This is a genomic window from Rhodococcus sp. NPDC127527, assembly GCF_042672245.1.
Taxonomy (GTDB): Bacteria; Actinomycetota; Actinomycetes; order Mycobacteriales; family Mycobacteriaceae; genus Rhodococcus_G.
Map to the genome: position 1 here is coordinate 1 of NZ_JBHXVP010000028.1, position 16,734 is coordinate 16,734.

General features: G+C 69.9%; 12 protein-coding genes. 8 read left to right on the forward strand and 4 right to left on the reverse strand.

Annotated features, from left to right (window positions below; translation table 11 throughout):
• Window positions 1-218 precede the first annotated feature (218 nt).
• The 3 genes from ACFVH2_RS24725 to ACFVH2_RS24735 all read left to right on the forward strand — a co-directional run bounded on the left by ACFVH2_RS24725 (window position 219) and on the right by ACFVH2_RS24735 (window position 2,969).
• Window positions 219-1,376 carry an Ig-like domain-containing protein gene (locus ACFVH2_RS24725; protein WP_378428585.1) on the forward strand — a complete coding sequence of 386 codons (1,158 nt, stop codon included), beginning with the start codon at window positions 219-221 and terminating at the stop codon, window positions 1,374-1,376.
• A 69-nt stretch (window positions 1,377-1,445) separates the two neighbouring features.
• Window positions 1,446-2,324, forward strand: coding sequence for an Ig-like domain-containing protein (locus ACFVH2_RS24730; protein ID WP_378428583.1), 879 nt, complete (start codon window positions 1,446-1,448; stop codon window positions 2,322-2,324).
• Between the two features lie 81 nt (window positions 2,325-2,405).
• Entirely contained in the window at window positions 2,406-2,969 is a 564-nt protein-coding gene (locus ACFVH2_RS24735; RefSeq protein WP_378428580.1) for an NADPH-dependent FMN reductase, read from the forward strand.
• Window positions 2,970-2,976: 7 nt separating this feature from the next.
• Here the strand turns inward: ACFVH2_RS24735 and eccE are convergent, their stop codons facing one another.
• Entirely contained in the window at window positions 2,977-4,578 is a 1,602-nt protein-coding gene (gene eccE, locus ACFVH2_RS24740) for a type VII secretion protein EccE (protein WP_378428578.1), read from the reverse strand.
• Between the two features lie 139 nt (window positions 4,579-4,717).
• On the opposite strand from eccE, the gene eccB reads away from it, so the two are divergent.
• Entirely contained in the window at window positions 4,718-6,184 is a 1,467-nt protein-coding gene (gene eccB / locus ACFVH2_RS24745; RefSeq protein ID WP_378428576.1) for a type VII secretion protein EccB, read from the forward strand.
• Here eccB and mycP read toward each other — a convergent pair.
• Together mycP and eccD are read right to left on the reverse strand one after the other, a co-directional pair.
• On the reverse strand, window positions 6,151-7,524 hold the full coding sequence (gene mycP / locus ACFVH2_RS24750; RefSeq protein ID WP_378428575.1) for a type VII secretion-associated serine protease mycosin: 1,374 nt from the start codon (window positions 7,522-7,524) through the stop codon (window positions 6,151-6,153). The genes eccB and mycP overlap by 34 nt on opposite strands.
• Window positions 7,521-8,990, reverse strand: coding sequence for a type VII secretion integral membrane protein EccD (gene eccD / locus ACFVH2_RS24755; protein ID WP_378428573.1), 1,470 nt, complete (start codon window positions 8,988-8,990; stop codon window positions 7,521-7,523). The genes mycP and eccD overlap by 4 nt, the downstream gene beginning before the upstream one ends.
• A gap of 216 nt (window positions 8,991-9,206) precedes the next feature.
• Between eccD and eccCa the strand changes: the two genes are divergently transcribed.
• The 4 genes from eccCa (at window position 9,207) to ACFVH2_RS24775 (ending at window position 15,348) form a co-directional block, all read left to right on the forward strand.
• A complete protein-coding gene (eccCa, locus tag ACFVH2_RS24760; RefSeq protein ID WP_378428571.1) occupies window positions 9,207-13,190 on the forward strand; it encodes a type VII secretion protein EccCa in 3,984 nt (1,327 codons plus the stop codon).
• On the forward strand, window positions 13,172-14,539 hold the full coding sequence (locus tag ACFVH2_RS24765) for a type VII secretion-associated protein (RefSeq protein ID WP_378428569.1): 1,368 nt from the start codon (window positions 13,172-13,174) through the stop codon (window positions 14,537-14,539). The genes eccCa and ACFVH2_RS24765 overlap by 19 nt, the downstream gene beginning before the upstream one ends.
• Before the next feature lie 143 nt (window positions 14,540-14,682).
• Window positions 14,683-14,994, forward strand: coding sequence for a WXG100 family type VII secretion target (locus ACFVH2_RS24770; RefSeq protein WP_378428568.1), 312 nt, complete (start codon window positions 14,683-14,685; stop codon window positions 14,992-14,994).
• Between the two features lie 66 nt (window positions 14,995-15,060).
• Complete coding sequence (locus tag ACFVH2_RS24775) at window positions 15,061-15,348, forward strand: WXG100 family type VII secretion target (RefSeq protein ID WP_378428566.1); 288 nt, start codon at window positions 15,061-15,063, stop codon at window positions 15,346-15,348.
• Between the two features lie 77 nt (window positions 15,349-15,425).
• Here ACFVH2_RS24775 and ACFVH2_RS24780 read toward each other — a convergent pair whose 3' ends face one another.
• Window positions 15,426-16,571 carry an alkaline phosphatase family protein gene (locus ACFVH2_RS24780; RefSeq protein ID WP_378428564.1) on the reverse strand — a complete coding sequence of 382 codons (1,146 nt, stop codon included), beginning with the start codon at window positions 16,569-16,571 and terminating at the stop codon, window positions 15,426-15,428.
• Between the last annotated feature and the right edge of the window lie 163 nt (window positions 16,572-16,734).

Genomic DNA, 16,734 nt, shown 5'->3' on the forward strand with positions numbered 1-16,734 from the left:
AACATCACTGCGGTGTATTCGGGTGCGGCCGGTTTCACCGGTTCGACGTCGGCGAAGTCGGTGGTCGTGGTGGCTGCGGCGCCTGGTGACGGTGGCGGCACCGGTTCTCTCGGGGCGCTGTTCGGCTCCTGACAGACCCCGGTCCACTCAGGCCTCGAACGAGGCCTGAGTGGACCGACTTTCGTTTTTGCACAACTTGAAGCAATTGGAGGAACCTGATGTCCCGTCCGGTTATGCGTCGCGTGGTGGCGGCGATGAGCGCGACCACGGTCGTCGCGCTCGGTCTCGGGGTCGGCGGTGGAGTCGCATCCGCGGCACAGACGTCGGCGACCGTGACCACGGCCCAGATCAAGGCGACGAAGACGCTGCTCGGCAGTGGGTCGGTCTTTCCCGGTGAGGTGGTGACCTACCGGACGGACTTCTCCGTCACGACCGCGATCGACGCGTACCTGAACAAGATCACCGACGTGCATCCGGCCGGATTCACCTACGTCCCCGGTAGCGCAAAGGTGTCGGCTGCCTCGACGTCGTCGGTGACGCCGTCGGTCGATGACGCGAACGACAAGGTGTCGGTGTCGAATTCGGCGAGCGCGTGGATGCTCTCGAAGAACGTGAACCGCACCGTGTCGTTGGAGGTGTCGTACAAGGTTCCCGACAACGCGCCGGCGGGGACGTTCAACAGTGGCCTGACCTTCGACGTGAACACCTGGCAGACCACGCAGGTGTTCAACCCGATCGGCGTCACCATCGAGGTGAAGGCGCCGGCCTCGACGACCACGACGCTCACCGCGCCCGCGACCGCCGTGACCGGCACCGCCGTGGACCTGACCGCGAACGTTTCCCCGGTTCAGGACGGTGGCACGGTCCAGTTCAAGGACGGCGACACCAACATCGGCGCCCCGGCGATCGTGGCGGCAGGAAAGGCAACGCTCTCGCACACCTTCGCCGCGACCGGGTCGCGGAACATCACCGCCGTGTACTCGGGCGTCCCGGGATTCACCGGTTCCGCGTCGGCGCCGTCGACGGTTGTCGTCGCTGCTCCGGACGCACCCACCTCGACCGTTCTCAGCGCGGTCAGTGACGCGCAGGCAGGCACCCCGGTGAGTCTCGTCGCCGCGGTCACCCCGGCCCCGACCGGCGGCACCGTGCAGTTCAAGGACGGCGACACCCCGATCGGTGGACCGGTGCCCGTAACGGGCGGCAACGCGACGCTGTGGATCCCGTTCAACCTGGCGGGCGACCACCCGATCACCGCTGTCTACTCGGGCGCGCCGGGTTTCAAGGGTTCGACCTCTGCGCCCACCACGGTGAAGGTCAGTGACGGAAGCGGTACGGGCGGCGGCAACGGTTCGCTCTCGTCCCTCTTCGGTTCCTGACCCGGATTCGGATGCGAAGTCCGGAGTGCCTACGGTTCTGCTCGTTGTGAAAACACTTGGAGGATGAATATGTCCAACACCATGATTCGGCGCGTGGCCGCGGCCGTCAGCGCGACTGCGGTTGTCGCGCTCGGCCTCGGTATCGGTGCCGGCCCTGCCTCGGCGGCGCAGACGTCGGCGACTGTCACGACCGCGCAGATCAAGGCTACGAAGACGCTGCAGGGGAGCGGGTCGGTGTTCCCCGGGGACGTCGTGACCTACAAGACGCAGTTCTCCGTCACGACCGCGATCGACGCGTACCTGAACAAGATCACCGACGTGCATCCGGCGGGCTTCACCTACGTGCCGGGTAGCGCGAAGCTGACCGCCGCGTCGACCTCCTCGGTGACGCCGTCGGTCGACGACGCGAACAACAAAGTGTCGGTGTCGAATTCGCTGAGTGCGTGGATGCTCTCGAAGAACGTCAACCGCACTGTGACGTTCGAGGTCTCGTACAAGGTTCCCGACAGTGCACCCGCGGGAACCTTCGACAGTGGGCTGACGTTCGACGTGAACACCTGGCAGACCACGCAGGTGTTCAACCCGATCGGCGTCACGATCGACGTGCAGGCCCCGGACACCGCCACCACGACCGGACTCACGGTTCCCGGCACGGCGACCGCAGGCACCGCGGTGGACCTCACCGCCTCGGTGGCCCCGCTGCCCGCCGGCGGCACCGTGCAGTTCAAGGACGGCGGCACCCCGATCGGTGCCCCCGTCACCGTCGTGGATGGCAAGGCGATCCTCTCGCATGCCTTCGACACCAACGGCAGCCACGCGATCACTGCCGTGTACTCGGGCGCCGGAAGGTTCCTCCCGTCGGTCTCGCCGACCCTGTCGGTCAACGTGTCCGGTGGCGACACCGGTGGCGGTAGCGGTTCGGCCGGACTGCCGTTCGGTTCCTCCTAGCCCACGCCAGTACGCACGAGGCCCCCTTCCGACTCTCGGGTAGGGGGCCTCGCTGCACGGGTGCGCGTGGTTCGATGGGGTGTGGCCACAGAACCGATTCGGCTAGAGGTGATCGTCGGGAGCGTGCGGGAGGGACGGTTCGGTCCCGTCGTTGCCGACTGGTTCACCAGGCGGGCGCGCGCCCACCCCGACTTCGACACCCGAGTCCTCGATCTGGCCGATTCGGGGTTGCCGTCGGACCTGTCTCGGACGCCCGAGTCCGATCGCTTCCGCGATCGGATCGATGCGGCGGAGGCGTTCGTGATGGTGACGCCCGAGTACAACCACGGTTACTCCGGTGCGCTCAAGGACGCTGTCGACTCGGCCAAGGAGCAGTGGCGCGCCAAACCGGTCGGCTTCGTGTCCTACGGCGGACTGTCCGGCGGACTCCGTGCCACCGAGCAACTGCGTCAGGTCGTCGCCGAGGTGCACATGGTCTCCATCCGGCAGACCGTGAGCTTTCACCAGGCGCGCAAGCGATTCGGTCCGGACGGCGAAACGGACGACGGCGCCGCGATCGACGGTTCGGTGCGACTGCTGGCCCAGTTGGCGTGGTGGGCGCAGGCGCTGCGGTCGGCTCGCTCGGTCGAGCCGTATCCGGGCTGACGCCGGGTCAGGAAATGCCGACGACGGCATCCGCGGGCAACGGACGGCCGATGAACGCCGTCTCCTGAGCGATCGTGACGAGGATCAGGTCGAGCCGACGCCCGTTCGAGTGCACGGTGATCCGGTCGCCGCGCGCCCCCGGTTGGACGATCGTGAGCGCGGCCTCGGTGCGGAGCGGCTCCGACGGGACCTCTCTGACGCGGATCGAGGTCGCCGATCCGACCAGCGGTCGGTTCGGGGTGCCGTCGAAGACCACCGCGGTGAACTCCGGGTCGACCTGGGTGCGGTCGTGCACGAACGCCAACCGGTCCGGCGCGGCGACCGAGTCGACCAGGGCCTCCCAGTCCTGCGGTCGGTCGGAATCGATCAGGACCCGGGCGCCGGTGGCGACCGCGCGGAACACCAACTGCTGGGCGAGGTACAACTCTCCGAACACGTCGACGCGGGGGACGTGGGATCCGGTGACTGCTGCGGTGATCCCGCGGCCGTCGTCGTCGGAGCCGAGGAGCTGTCCGCAACCCGAGTGCGGCAGGTCGAGCACGTCGAGGCGGGCGCGATCCACCTCGACGAAGGGGGTGAGTGAATCGAGATCGGCTCGCGCACCGGGCAGGTTCGACGCCAGTGCCTCCCCGTGCCTCCCCGACATCGAGACCATCCCGGGCAGGTCCGGGGAATTCGGAACCGTGCGGGTGGTCTCCCGATACGACGCCGCGACCCGAACCGCACCGGCCCGCCTGCCCGGGCGCAGCCGCACCGTGACTGTGGTCCCGACGCTGGGACGGGCCCACAGTGCCGCCAGCAGGTTCGAGTTCACGACCCGCGGGTCGATCCCGAATCCCGTGTTGCAGTCGCCCGCCAACGGCACCTGGCCCCACGCGCGATCCACGGAGTCGAGCCGGCTACCACGGACGATCGATGTTGCAGCGGTGTGGATCTCAGTCGCGGTGAGCATGCGGGACGGGAGGCAGTGGTCGGCGAGAACCTGCACGATCCGCTGCGCCGCGACCGACACCGCCCGGGCTGCACCTTCGCTGTCGCCGCCCCGGCGGGCCACCGACTCTGCCTCGGCGGTCGCGTCGAAACGGAGCGCCAGAAAGACGGTACGGACGGCGGCGGCAGGTAGCGGCCCGACCAGGCGGTCGTAGACGTCTGCGGCAGGGCTGCCTGCGACGGCGCGGCGGCCGTGGCTGACGACGTCGATGCCGGCCAGGTGAATGTCGTGCTGGGCCATCGATTCCGCGAGCGCACCGACCGGGAGCAAGTGAGTCGACTCGACGGTATCCCGGCCGATCCGCGTCAGACTCCCCGGCACGGGCAGCACCTCGATCACCGCGGTCACCGCCCCGCCGTCCCAGACCAGCCCGACGACCGGGCCGGACGGCACGCGGAAGTCGGTGGTCTCCCCGGACAAGGCGGTGCGCTCGAGCGGGTAGCGGAGCAGGGTCCACGCCCAGTCGAGCAGGCATCGGCCGCCGACCGGCACGAATCCGATCACGGCGCCGACCAGACCGATCGTCAGTGCGAGCCACCAGCGAAGGCCCGCCACGGCCGCGATGGAGGCCACGACAAGACCCACCACCTGGGCGGCGATCAGAACGTGAACAGACACGACCGGCCACAGTTGCCGCCGCCCCCACGGTATCGACACAGCTGTCCCCTTGCCCCCCGGTCCGCGCATACCCCCATGCCACGGCTCATGCCGACTGTACTGTGTGGCCCCGTAGTGCGCGCCACATGGGGGAGGAAACATGGCAGCACAGCCGACCACTCGTTGGCAGGTCAGCGGGTATCGCTTTCTGGTTCGACGGATGGAACACGCATTGGTACGGCGGGACGTGCGGATGCTGCACGACCCGATGCGCACCCAGTCGAGGGCACTCGCGGTTGGGGCGGTGGTCGCGATCGTCGCGCTCGCCGGATGCGCCGCGCTGGCGTTGGTCCGACCGCAGGACAAGATCGGCGACGCGAAAGTCGTCGTGGGCAAGGACTCCGGGGCGATGTTCGTCATGGTCGACGAGTCGTTGCACCCGGTGCTGAACCTGGCCTCGGCACGCCTGATCGCGGGCAGTGCGGCGGTGCCGACGATCGTCAAGGAATCCGAGCTCGACACCAGACCGCGCGGAGCGCTGATGGGCATTCCCGGCGCACCCTCGGCACTTCCGCACGGCGAGCCGGCGGCGTGGACGGTGTGCGACGCCGTCGCGTCGGGTGGCAATCGCGCGCTCACGACGACGGTCCTCGCGGGAGACCCGGTGCTCGGCGACCGTGTGAGGGCGATCGGGGCCGATCAGGCGCTGCTGGTTCGGAACGCGGATGTCACTTATCTTGTCCACGAGGGGAAGCGGAGTCGGGTCGATCCGAACGATCACGCGGTGTCGTTGGCGTTGGGGCTCGACGGAGTCGAACCGCGACCGGTCAGCACGGGCCTGCTCAATGCGATTCCCGAGGCGCCCGCGATCGTGCCCCCGGTCGTCGCGGACGCCGGTGGGGTTCCTTCGTATCCGATACAGGACAAGACCATCGGGTCGGTGGTGCAGGTTCACAACCCGCAGGAGATCGAGTACTACGTGGTGCTCCGCGAGGGTCTGCAACGGGTGAGTGAGGCCACCGCGAAACTGATCCGCTACTCGGATTCGCAGGGCAGTACCGGCATGCCCAGCGTCACCCCGGACGTGGTGTCGCGGGTGCCGAGATCGAACGCGCTGGCGGTGGCGAGCTATCCTGCCGCCGCACCGAAGATTGTCGACGATCGGTCCAGTCCGGTGAGTTGTCTGTCGTGGCAACCGGTTCCGGGATCGGACGGTTCCGAGGGCGGCATCCGCGCAACCCTGTCGGTGATCGCCGGCAATGCTCTGCCGGTACCGGAGGACGCGCGTGCGGTGGCCCTGGCGCAGGCGGACGGGGCGGGGGACAACGCCGACGCCGTGTACCTTCGGCCGGGGACGAGCGGACTGGTCCACTCCACCGGAATCGCCCCGGCCAGCGAGCGTCGCGGGTCGTTGTTCTTCGTCGCGGACACCGGCGTGCGGTACGGGGTCGAGAACGTGGAGACGGCAAGGCTCCTGGGATTCGACGATGCGGACGTGGCCGCGCCGTGGCCCATCCTGTCGTTGCTGGCGCCGGGACCTGAACTCGGGCGCGGTGCCGCCTTCCTCGCGCACGACGGGATTGCCCCGGACGATCACCCGCGGGTCGTGTCCGCACCGTCTCGCTGAAGCCGGCGCCGCAGCGGGAACGACGCGAGCAGCCCCAGGCCCAGCACGGCGGCGACCCCGCCGGCGCCGGCCAACGCCACGTCTCGGGCGCGATGATCCGGTGGCGGTGCGGCGGCGGGAACCGCCATGTCCACCGAGCGTGCGCCCTGCTCGCCGCCGCCGGGCTCGGCTGTCACGGCGGCCAGCGGATCGACGACGCCGTGGCCCACGTAGGGATCCCATCCCGCTGCCGGGGCATGCGCGGTGTTCTCGATCCGGTCCATCACCTGCCGCGCGCTCAGTTCGGGGTGCCGCGCCCGGATCAATGCAGCGGTACCGGCCACGTACGGGGCGGCGAAGCTGGTGCCCTGCACAGCGCCGCCGTTCGTCGAATTCGTCACCCCTGACGGCTGCAGCCTGCGCGGATCCAACGAGGTGATGTCCGTGCCGGGCGCGGCCACGTCCACCCACGGTCCGGGCAGTGTGAACTCCGACGGTGAGCCGTCGGGATCGACCGACCCCACCGCGAGTACCTGATCGTCGTACCAGGCCGGCGTCGCGACGGTGGTGACCGAGTCCCACGGATTCGCCTGGGGTGTAGCGGGATTCGTCGGTGGGTTGGATCCCCGACACGAGTCGTTGTCGAGGTTCCCGGCGGCCGCGACAATCACGACGTCCCTGACCCGCGCCGCGTAGTCGATCGCCGCGCCGAGCGCAGGGTTGTCCGCCGCACCCGCCGGGATGCACGCGACCTCGGAGATGTTGACGACCGTCGCGCCCAGGTCCGCGGCGCGACGGATCGCGCTCGCGAGGGTGCCGACGTTGCCGACCCCGCGTGCGTTGCGCCCCTCCGGATCGCGGCGGCCGCCGACCTCGCGGTAGATGTTGCTGGACTGTCGGATGCTCAGGACCCGGGCATCCGGGGCGACGCCCGCGAATCCCGTTTCCGGGCTTCGAGTCGCCGCGATGATGCCGGCGACGAGGGTGCCGTGGCCGTCGCAGTCGGAGGTCCCGTCGCCGGTGGACACGTAGTCCCCGCCCGGCATCAGCCCGGGCAGCCGGCTGTGCCGTTCGACGCCGGTGTCGATCACCGCGACGCTCTGCCCGTGGCCGGTGCTGAGCGGCCAGACCGCATCCAGGTCGAGGGCCCGCTGCGGAGCGGGGATCCGAGCGGGATCGGACGCCGGGGACGTCACGGTGCAGGGATCGCGGAGTTCCGTCGGCGTCGGCGGCGAGTCGGACGGCAGTCGACCGGGGTCGACGGTCGGGGGCGAGACGGCGACGGCGACGGCCGGGTTCGCCCCGACGGCAAGGACGATGCCGGCGAGTGCGACCCGGAGCCGGGCGCTGCGGCGGGTCACAGGCCGCGCATCGTCGCGAACAGTCCGGTGACCCAGCAGGCCAACGGAATCACCGCCGCGATGGCTGCGTAGTCGAGCAGTTCGACGCAGCGGCGCATGACCGGCGAGAAGGTGTGGCTCGGTGCCAGCACGCCGAGTGCCAGTGCGGCGGAGGCGCCGAGGGTCGAAAGTGCGAAGACCGCGAGCGACTGGTCGGGACTGGTGACTGCCGCAGCGAGGAGGAGTGCGACGAGGACTGCGGTACCCGACGAGATCAGCGAGACGGCCTGGGCCGCACTGGCATACGTGCGACCGCGCAGCATCAGTACGGTCGCGCACACCACCGCGAGAACCGTGCCCGGCCAGTAGATTCCGCCGGCGGTGAACGAGTCGGCCGCCAGCAGTGCCGCACCGGCCGCGGTGACGGCGGTCGCCCCGACCAGCCCCGTGAGGTATAGGCGGGCCTGCCCCGCCTTGACCTCGAGTCCGACGAACGACGGCAGTGGCCCGGATGCAGTCTCGTCCAGTTCCTCGACGTCCAGGGGCGATCCGGGTGCCGGCACCGGGGGCAGTGGCAGCTTCGCGAGCAGCATCGCCAGCCGGGGAGCGGCGGCGAGGCAGGCGAGCGCGGCCGCGACGAGCCCGGCGCCGATCGGCTGGGGCGCCAGCTCGGTCAGGACTCCGACCGCGGCTGCCGCACCGACGAGCAGCGATCCCGCCGCGGCCCCGGTACAGATCGCGAGGCCGACCCCGCTCGCGCGCATCGCCAGGATCGCGGTGGCGGCGCAGCTGACGGATCCGAGCAGCAGGTTCGCGGCGTCGAGACGGCCCGGAACGATCAGGGCGCCCGCGGTCGCGGCCACCGGCAGCGCGTAGCCACACAGCGCGGTCGCGGTCGACCGGTCGTCGTAGACCCGGCTGACCACGACGCCCGCCGCGATCAGGAGCGCCGCGACGAGAAGGGCGGCGAACGCCCCTACGAGGGAGTCGGATTCCGCGCGAGCCCGCAACAGTCCCAGCGATCCGGCGATGATGACGGCGCCCGCCGCGGTGACACCCATCGCGCGTGCGGCCGCAGGGTTCCAGCGGCGGAAGTCGTGCGCGCCGATCGCGGCGACGTTGTGCATCAGATCGTCGAACAGCGGTGCGGGCGCACGAGTCGATGCGGATTGCAGGACGAGCAGGTCGCCATCGAGGATCCCGTGTTCGTCGAGACTGAGAGTGGACGACAGGGGTGGCCGGCCGACGCGGGACAGCACCCATTCGGTCGGCTCGGTCACAGGTCGGGGATTCGCGACATCGTCTGGCGCACCGCGCATCTCGACCATGTCGACGATGCCGGGAAGGATCAGCGCCAGCGGCACCCCGAACGGCAACGCCAGGTCCACCTGGGTCCGGTCAGCGAGAACCGTCAGGCGGCACAGATCCGTGCGTGCGCCGCGGTGACCGCCGGTGTTGTCCGCGACCGTGCCGAAATTCTCCGTCATCGTGGTTGCCCCCCGCCCGATGCGCGCAGGTCCCCACCTGCGCGGTTCCGTGTCGGAACACGGGCACTCTACACACGGGCGCGTCCAATAGTGGTGCCATCGGCGCATGCGATGGGTTACCCTTCGACGCTCGACGTTGCGATCCTGGGGAGGGTTCGCCGCGGGCGCACCGCGGCGAGGACGCGGTGCGGGGGAAGGACCTGGGGGTGAACGCGCGTGAGCACCGTGCGATTCGTACGCAAACCGCGCCGCGAGGTGCCTCGAACGCCGGGCGGCGAGCTCAGTCTGCAGCCGCCACCGGAGATCCCGAAGATCGTTCCGGGCAACCTGCTGACCAAGATGCTGCCGCTCGTGATGGTCGCCGCGATGCTCGGCATGGTCGCCCTGATGTTCACCTCGGGGATGGCCGCGAACCCGATGTCGCTGCTGTTCCCGGCCATGATGGTCGTCTCGATGCTCGGCATGCTCGCCGGCGGCGGAAGGGGCGCAGGTGCCCGAGCGGCGGAGGCCAACGAGGACCGCAAGGACTACCTGCGCTACCTCGACCAACTGCGGCGCGATGTCTACGAGACCGGCGACCAGCAGCGCGCGGCGCTCGAATGGAGCCATCCGGAACCCGGCGTGCTGTGGACCCTGGCCGCTTCCACGCGGATGTGGGAGCGACGACTGACCGACCCGGACTACTGCCACGTCCGGGTCGGCGTCGGCAGTCAGCGGTTGGCCACCCGGTTGATCGCCCCGGAAACCGGTCCGGTCGAGGACCTCGAGCCGGTCGCCGCGGTGTCGCTGCGGAGGTTCGTGCGCACCCATTCCGTGGTGCACGAGCTGCCGACCGCGGTCTCGTTGCGCGGATTCGCCGCGATCGGCCTGGAGGGAGATCGATCGTCCGCTCGGGATCTGGCGCGCTCGATGCTGGTGCAACTGTGCACCTTCCACGGTCCGGACCAGGTTCAGGTGGCCGTGGTGTGCGGCCCCGACACCGCAGCCGAATGGGAGTGGACCAAGTGGCTCCCGCACGTCCAGCACGCCGAGTCCGCGGACGGGGCCGGAACGAGCCGAATGGTCTTCGGCTCGTTGATGGAGCTGGAGAACACGCTGGGCCCACACCTGACGATGCGTGGCCGGTACTCGCGGACCGCGCCGCCGGTCGCGGGTGTCCCGCAGGTGATCGTCGTGGTGGACGGCGGAATCACCGACGGCGGCAGCCTGCTCGACGAGGGGCTCGACGCGGTGACCATCCTCGACCTGAGCGGATACCGACCGTCGTTGTCCTCCACCCGCGGCATCCAGTTGGTGCTGACCGACGGCACCCTCGGTGCCCGCACCGGGTCGGGTGTCGAGACGTTCGCCACGGCCGACCGCCTGAGCACCCACCAGGCACAGACCGCCGCCCGCCGACTCGCGCCGTACCGCGCGAGTTCCCAGCGAAGTGCCGACACCGGGGAGACGGACGGGCAGCCGGTCGCGAACTGGCTGCAGCTACTCGGAATTCCGGACGTCTCCGCCCTCGACACCGACCAGGCGTGGGCGCCGCGCACGGCCCGCGAACGTCTCCGGGTGCCGATCGGCGTGGGTGCAGACGGAGCCCCGGTCGAGATCGACCTCAAGGAGGCCGCAGAGAACGGCATGGGCCCGCACGGATTGTGCATCGGAGCGACCGGATCCGGAAAGTCGGAATTCCTACGGACTCTGGTGCTCGGCCTGCTCGCGACTCATTCGCCCGACGTGTTGAACCTGGTGCTCGTCGACTTCAAGGGCGGTGCCACATTCCTCGGGCTGGAGCAGGCGCCGCACGTGGCAGCCGTGATCACCAACCTGGCAGAGGAACTGGCCATGGTCGACCGCATGCGGGACGCACTGGCCGGCGAGATGAACCGGCGTCAGGAACTGCTGCGCGCGGCGGGCAACTTCGCGAACGTCACCGACTACGAGAAGGCGCGGGCCGCCGGGGCCGACCTGGCGCCGCTGCCGGCGCTGTTCGTCGTAGTCGACGAGTTCTCCGAATTGCTCAGCCAGCAACCCGAATTCGCCGATCTGTTCGTCGCGATCGGCAGGCTCGGCCGATCGCTGCACATGCACCTACTGCTCGCCAGTCAGCGACTCGAAGAGGGCAAGCTGCGCGGGCTCGACAGCCACCTGTCCTACCGGATCGGGCTGAAGACGTTCTCCGCCAACGAGTCCCGAACCGTGCTCGGTGTTCCCGACGCGTACCACCTGCCCGCCGCGCCGGGCTCGGGCTACCTCAAATGCGACTCCGCCGAGATCGTCCGCTTCTCCGCGGCCTACGTGTCCGGGCCGTGCCCGCGAGGCCGAACCGCGCAGGCGGTCGTGAGCGCGGCGTCACGGCCGGACTCGAGGCCCCGACTGTTCACGGCCGCGCCGGTTGCCGAGGAGATCGCGGACGTGACCAGCGCCGTCGCAGGTGCCGGGGCGGTGCCTGACGAGGCAGATTCGGGCCGGACCGTGGTCGAGACGGTCGTCGACCGGATCCGAGGGCGAGGGGCAGCGGCCCATGAGGTGTGGTTGCCGCCCCTCGAGGAGCCGCCCACGCTGGACCAGGTGCTGCCGCGCTCGGTCCTGAACGCTCCTGTCCCGGAGGTCGGCACCCTGCGTACCCCGATCGGCGTCGTGGACCGTCCCTACGATCAGCGGCGCGACCTCCTGGCCGTCGACCTGTCCGGGTCCGCGGGCAACGTCGCGATCGTCGGCGGACCGCAATCCGGCAAGTCGACCGCGCTGCGCGCACTGGTCGTGTCGATGGCTCTCACCCACACGCCGCAGCAGGTGCAGTTCTACTGCCTCGACTTCGGCGGCGGCACCCTCGCCGGGCTGTCGGGTCTTCCGCATGTCGGATCCGTCGCGAACCGGTTGGACGTCGACCGGGTTCGCCGCACCGTCGCCGAGATGAACGCCGTTGTCCGGCAACGCGAACATCGGTTCCGTGAGCTGGGCATCGACTCGATGGCCGAGTTCAGGCGATTGCGCTCGTCCGGCGCAGGCGAGGCCGTTACGGACGACCCGTTCGGCGACGTGTTCCTGGTGATCGACGGTTGGCCTGGCGTTCGTCAGGACTTCGAGCCGCTCGAGGCGCAGATCGGCGCGTTGGCCAGCCAGGGACTGTCGTTCGGTGTGCACGTCGTGGTCACCGCGTCGCGGTGGGGCGAGATCCGCCCCGCGCTCAAGGACCAGTTGGGAACTCGCATCGAGCTCCGGCTGGGCGATCCTTCCGACTCGGACGTGGGCAGGGCCAAGGCCGCTCGGGTGCCGGAGGGCCGTCCCGGGCGAGGCATGACCCGCGAAGGGCTGCACCTCTTGGCGGCCCTGCCCCGTGTCGACGGGCGCTCGGGCACGGTCGATCTCACGTCGGGCGTTGCCGATGCCGTTGCGCGGATCACGGCATCGACCGTCGGTGACCCGGCGCCGCCGGTGCGGATGTTGCCGGACCGATGTGCCCGCGACGAGATCCTGGCCGCGGGGAACTGGCCACCCGCGAGCCGCGAGGACCCGACTCTGCGGATCCCGATCGGCATCGACGAGGCGGAGCTCGCGCCGGTGTATCTCGACTTCGCCGAGCAGTCGCACCTGCTGACCTTCGCGGACAGCGGCGCGGGCAAGACCACCCTGTTGCGCGGAATCTGTGCCGGCATCGTCGAGTCGAACAGCCCGCGGCAGGCGAAGATCATCCTCGCGGACTACCGCCGCACCATGCTCGGAGTCGTCCCGGAGGAGCATCTCGCGGGCTACGCGCCGTCCGCGGCGACGCTGACGACGATGATGAACGATCTCGCGGGGGTACTCGCCGGGCGGATGCCGGATTCCGATGTCACGCAACAGCAGTTGAAGGACCGGAACTGGTGGACCGGCCCCGAGATCTACGTGATCGTCGACGACTACGACCTCGTCGCCACGGCGAGCGGGAACCCGCTGACGGCGATTGTCGACTATCTCGCGCAGGCCCGCGACGTCGGACTGCACCTGATTGTCGCCCGTCGGTCCGGGGGCGCGGCGAGGGCGATGTACGAGCCGGTGATCGCGCGGCTCCGGGACCTGGTGTCGGCCGGTCTGGTGATGAGCGGCAGCCGCGACGAGGGCACCCTGATCGGCACGGTCCGTCCGACCGAGATGCCTCCGGGACGCGGATACCTGGTCACCCGATCCGGCGCCGCGCTGGTGCAGGTCGCGTGGCTGCCGCCGCTGTGAGCGGGGCGCGGGTTCTCGCCCTCCACCTCACCGAGACCACTGCGTGGGCACAATGCGGCGATCATCAGTGGCAGTGCGGTGTCGCGGTTCACTCGGTCGACGGTCGGCTGGCATTCGGTCGGTGGCCGGCAGCGGTGCCGTCGACGAACGTGGAGGCGGCGCCGATCCGATTCGTCGACGACCGGTTCCTGGTGCTGGGTGCGGGCGTGTTCGCGATGGGAGAGGTGCTCGCCGGAGTGCTTGCGCACGTGGCGGGCGGCAGCCCGACGCCCGGACCGGTGGACCTGCTGGTGCTCACCTGCCCGGCCCACTGGGGCGAGCGCCGGCGCAGCACTCTCGCTGCGGCGGGGCGCGCGGTCGCAGCCGATGTCCGTCTGCTGTCCGTGCCGGAGGCGTTGTACCGCGGACTCACAGTGCGTCCGACGGGCGATGGCGTCGTGCTCGACGTCGGGTCGCTCGAATCCGTGGCGGCCCGTCCCGGCGCGGCGGACTGCATTCTGTTCGACGAGTACGGTGCCGCCGACCTCATCGAGAGATTCAGTGCAGCAAGTGATCTCGCCGACCGACTTCGTCACAAGTGGTCGGGGGTGCCGTCGTGGACGCTGATCACCGGAGAGCTACCGGCAGGCGCCGCTCGCGCCTTGGTCGAGGCGCTGGGGCATGGCGGGGGTGGGTCGCGGTCGGTGTCGGTCGTCCCGGGGTCGGTCGCGGCTGCGGGTGCGCACGAGTGGGGGCGCGAGCTGGGGGAGTCGCCAGCACCCACGGGCGACGTCGCTGCCCGGGCGGTTGGGTCACGCCGTCGGTACCGGCTGTCCGTGCCTGCTGCCGCGCTCGCGGTGGTGGTGGCGGCGGGCGTTCTCACGTGGATGGGGAGTTCCGGCGACTCCGTGTCCGGCGCGGTCCCGACCTCGGGGTCCGTGCGGATCGAGCCGCAGCGAGCGAGTGCGGGGAGGGCGACGGTCACGGTGCCGTCGGGCTGGCACGTGCGCGACGCAGGGCGGCTCGACCGCGCTGATCTGGTACCGGACGACGGCACACCCGCGCGAATCCTGTTGGTACGAAACGAACTCGTGCCTGGCGCGGACCTGGACGCAGTCGAGTCGACACTGCGGGGCCGCGTCGCGGAGAACCCTGATCGGGTCCGATCGCTCGAGCGGGTGGACGTCGACGCGCGGCAGGGGCTGGCGTATGTCGAGTCACCGGAACCCGATTCGCAGGTGCGCTGGCGGGTGTTCGTCGGGGACCAGCTTCAGGTGAGCATCGGATGCCAGACGGTTCCGCACCGCTGGCTGGACCTCCAGGGCCGCTGTGACGAGGTGATGAGGTCGCTCGTCATCGCCGGCCGCTGACGGACGAGCAACCCACGAGGAAACTCGTCGGGACGCGGTGGAACCGAAACGCCCCGAATGCGCGTCCAACTATCTGTAGGCGCGGTCCGACGACGTCCACCAGGGCGTGAGCTCCCGGACCCGAACTGAGTGAGGAGTGGGTCATGGGGGATTTCAAGACGACCTCGGAAGAGATGGAGATCGCTTCTCGGCGGGTGAAGGACGCGAACGAGCAGATCCAGGGGCATATCGCCGCGATTCGGGGGCAGGTCGACCAACTGCAGGGTCTGTGGCGGGGCACGGCCAAGGGCTCGTTCGACGCTCTGATGGGCCGGTGGGACGCCAGCGGCAAACGGCTCAACGACGCCCTCATGGGGATCAGCGAGAACATCAAGACCAACGGTGTGAAGTTCTCGGAGGCGCAGGACGCGCACACGGCTGCGCTCAACCATGCGGGCGGCAGCCTCAACCTCTGACCGTCGTTCCGGCGCTTCCGCCGGTAGACGCCGAACGCCAATTCGCAGACCTAACAGGGGGACAACATGGGCGAGATTCTCTACAACTTCGGCGCCATCGAGGCCGCCGCGGCAGGCATCAAGTCCACCAGCGCGGTGCTCGACACGACACTCGCGGATCTGAAGAAGTACGTCGCGAGCCTCGCCGTGGTGTGGGGCGGCAGCGGCGCCGAGTCGTACCAGCAGTACCAGGCGCAGTGGGATTCCGCGGCCGCGGAACTCCACCAGGTCCTCGAGGCCATCGGCCGCGCAGTGGGGACCGGCAATGACGACATGAACGCGACGGATCGAGCGGCGGCCAGCAGCTGGAGCTGAGATCGCACGCGTTCATGCACGAGGAAGTCCCCGGTGGAGGAGAGCCACCGGGGACTTCCTCTGTCCGGGGCAGGAGCTCAGTGCCGACAGACGAGCAGCGGCACGTTCAGTTCGGCGGAGGTGAGCGAACCGTGGTGGCCGACCATCATCGACTGACGTGGTTCGGCGCCGCGCCTGATCAGGGCACCCGCGCCGAGCGGCACGGCGATCACGTCGCCGATCCCCACCTCGGCTGCCGCAGTCACGACCGGACCGAACCACCCAGCGTCGATCGCCTCGGCGCGGGAGAGCACGGCGTAGTCGGGTCCGAGCCGCGCACTCCACCGGTCCTGCACACCCGCCGCGGCGCCGGGTTCGGTGTAGACGTGCCGTGCCCGCGGTTCGCCGCCGATCATGCGAACACCGAGGCTCAGCCCGGGTTCGGCGTCGAGGTCGACGGGGGAGTGCACGTCGACCATGCCGTGGTCGGCGGTGACGATCAGGGCGCTGTCCGGGGGCAGGCGCTCGGCGAGCTGGCGGGCGAGCAGGTCGACCTGTGCGAGCTCGAGCGCCCAGGCCGGGGACTCCACTCCACGCGCGTGACCGGTGAGATCGAGTTCGCCGTGGTAGGCGTAGACCAGCGAGCGGTCTCCCTCGGCGAGAGCGGTCGTGGCACCGTCGACGAGATCGCCCATCGAGAAGCTCGGCCGGAACGTTCCGCCACGCAGCACCGCTCGGGTCAATCCGGATTCGTACTGGTAGGGCGGGCACACCCGGGTCACGGCGATGCCGTCGGCCGCTGCTCGCTCGAACGCCGTCGGATTGGGCTGGAACTGCTCGGGGACCAGTTCGTGCAGCAGATCGACCCGAGGACCGGGACCATGCAGTCGCCACTTGAGCGGATTCATCGGCCGGTCCTGGCCGGGCACCGCGATGAGGTAGCCGGTCAGTGCGTGCTGACCCGACGGGCGACCGGTGCCGAGGGAGGAGAGGCTGGTGGAGGTGGTCGTCGGGAACCCTGCGGTCAGGGTGCGGCCGGCGAGGCCGGACAGGAACGGCGCGGCCTCCGACCTGGCGGCGAGTTGCTCGGCGCCGAGGCCGTCGACGAGCAGGACGCAGACGCGGGTGACGCCGGCGAGGTCGAGCCCGATCGGATCGGATTCGCCGGGCACGCCGAGATGAGCGAGTACCGCGGGGACGAGGTCCGACAGAGACGACTGGCCGTAGCGGGGCACAAGGAGCATGACCTCAGGCTATCGGCGGCCCAGGCTGGGTTGTCGGCTTTCTCTGTGTGCCACTTCGCCTTCGGAAGGGCCTGTGACCAGGCGATTTGACGTGGTGTGGGTCGTCGCGTAACTTTTGTCGAGTCAGAGCGACACGGACACCGACTCCGCCCCCGGGCGAGAG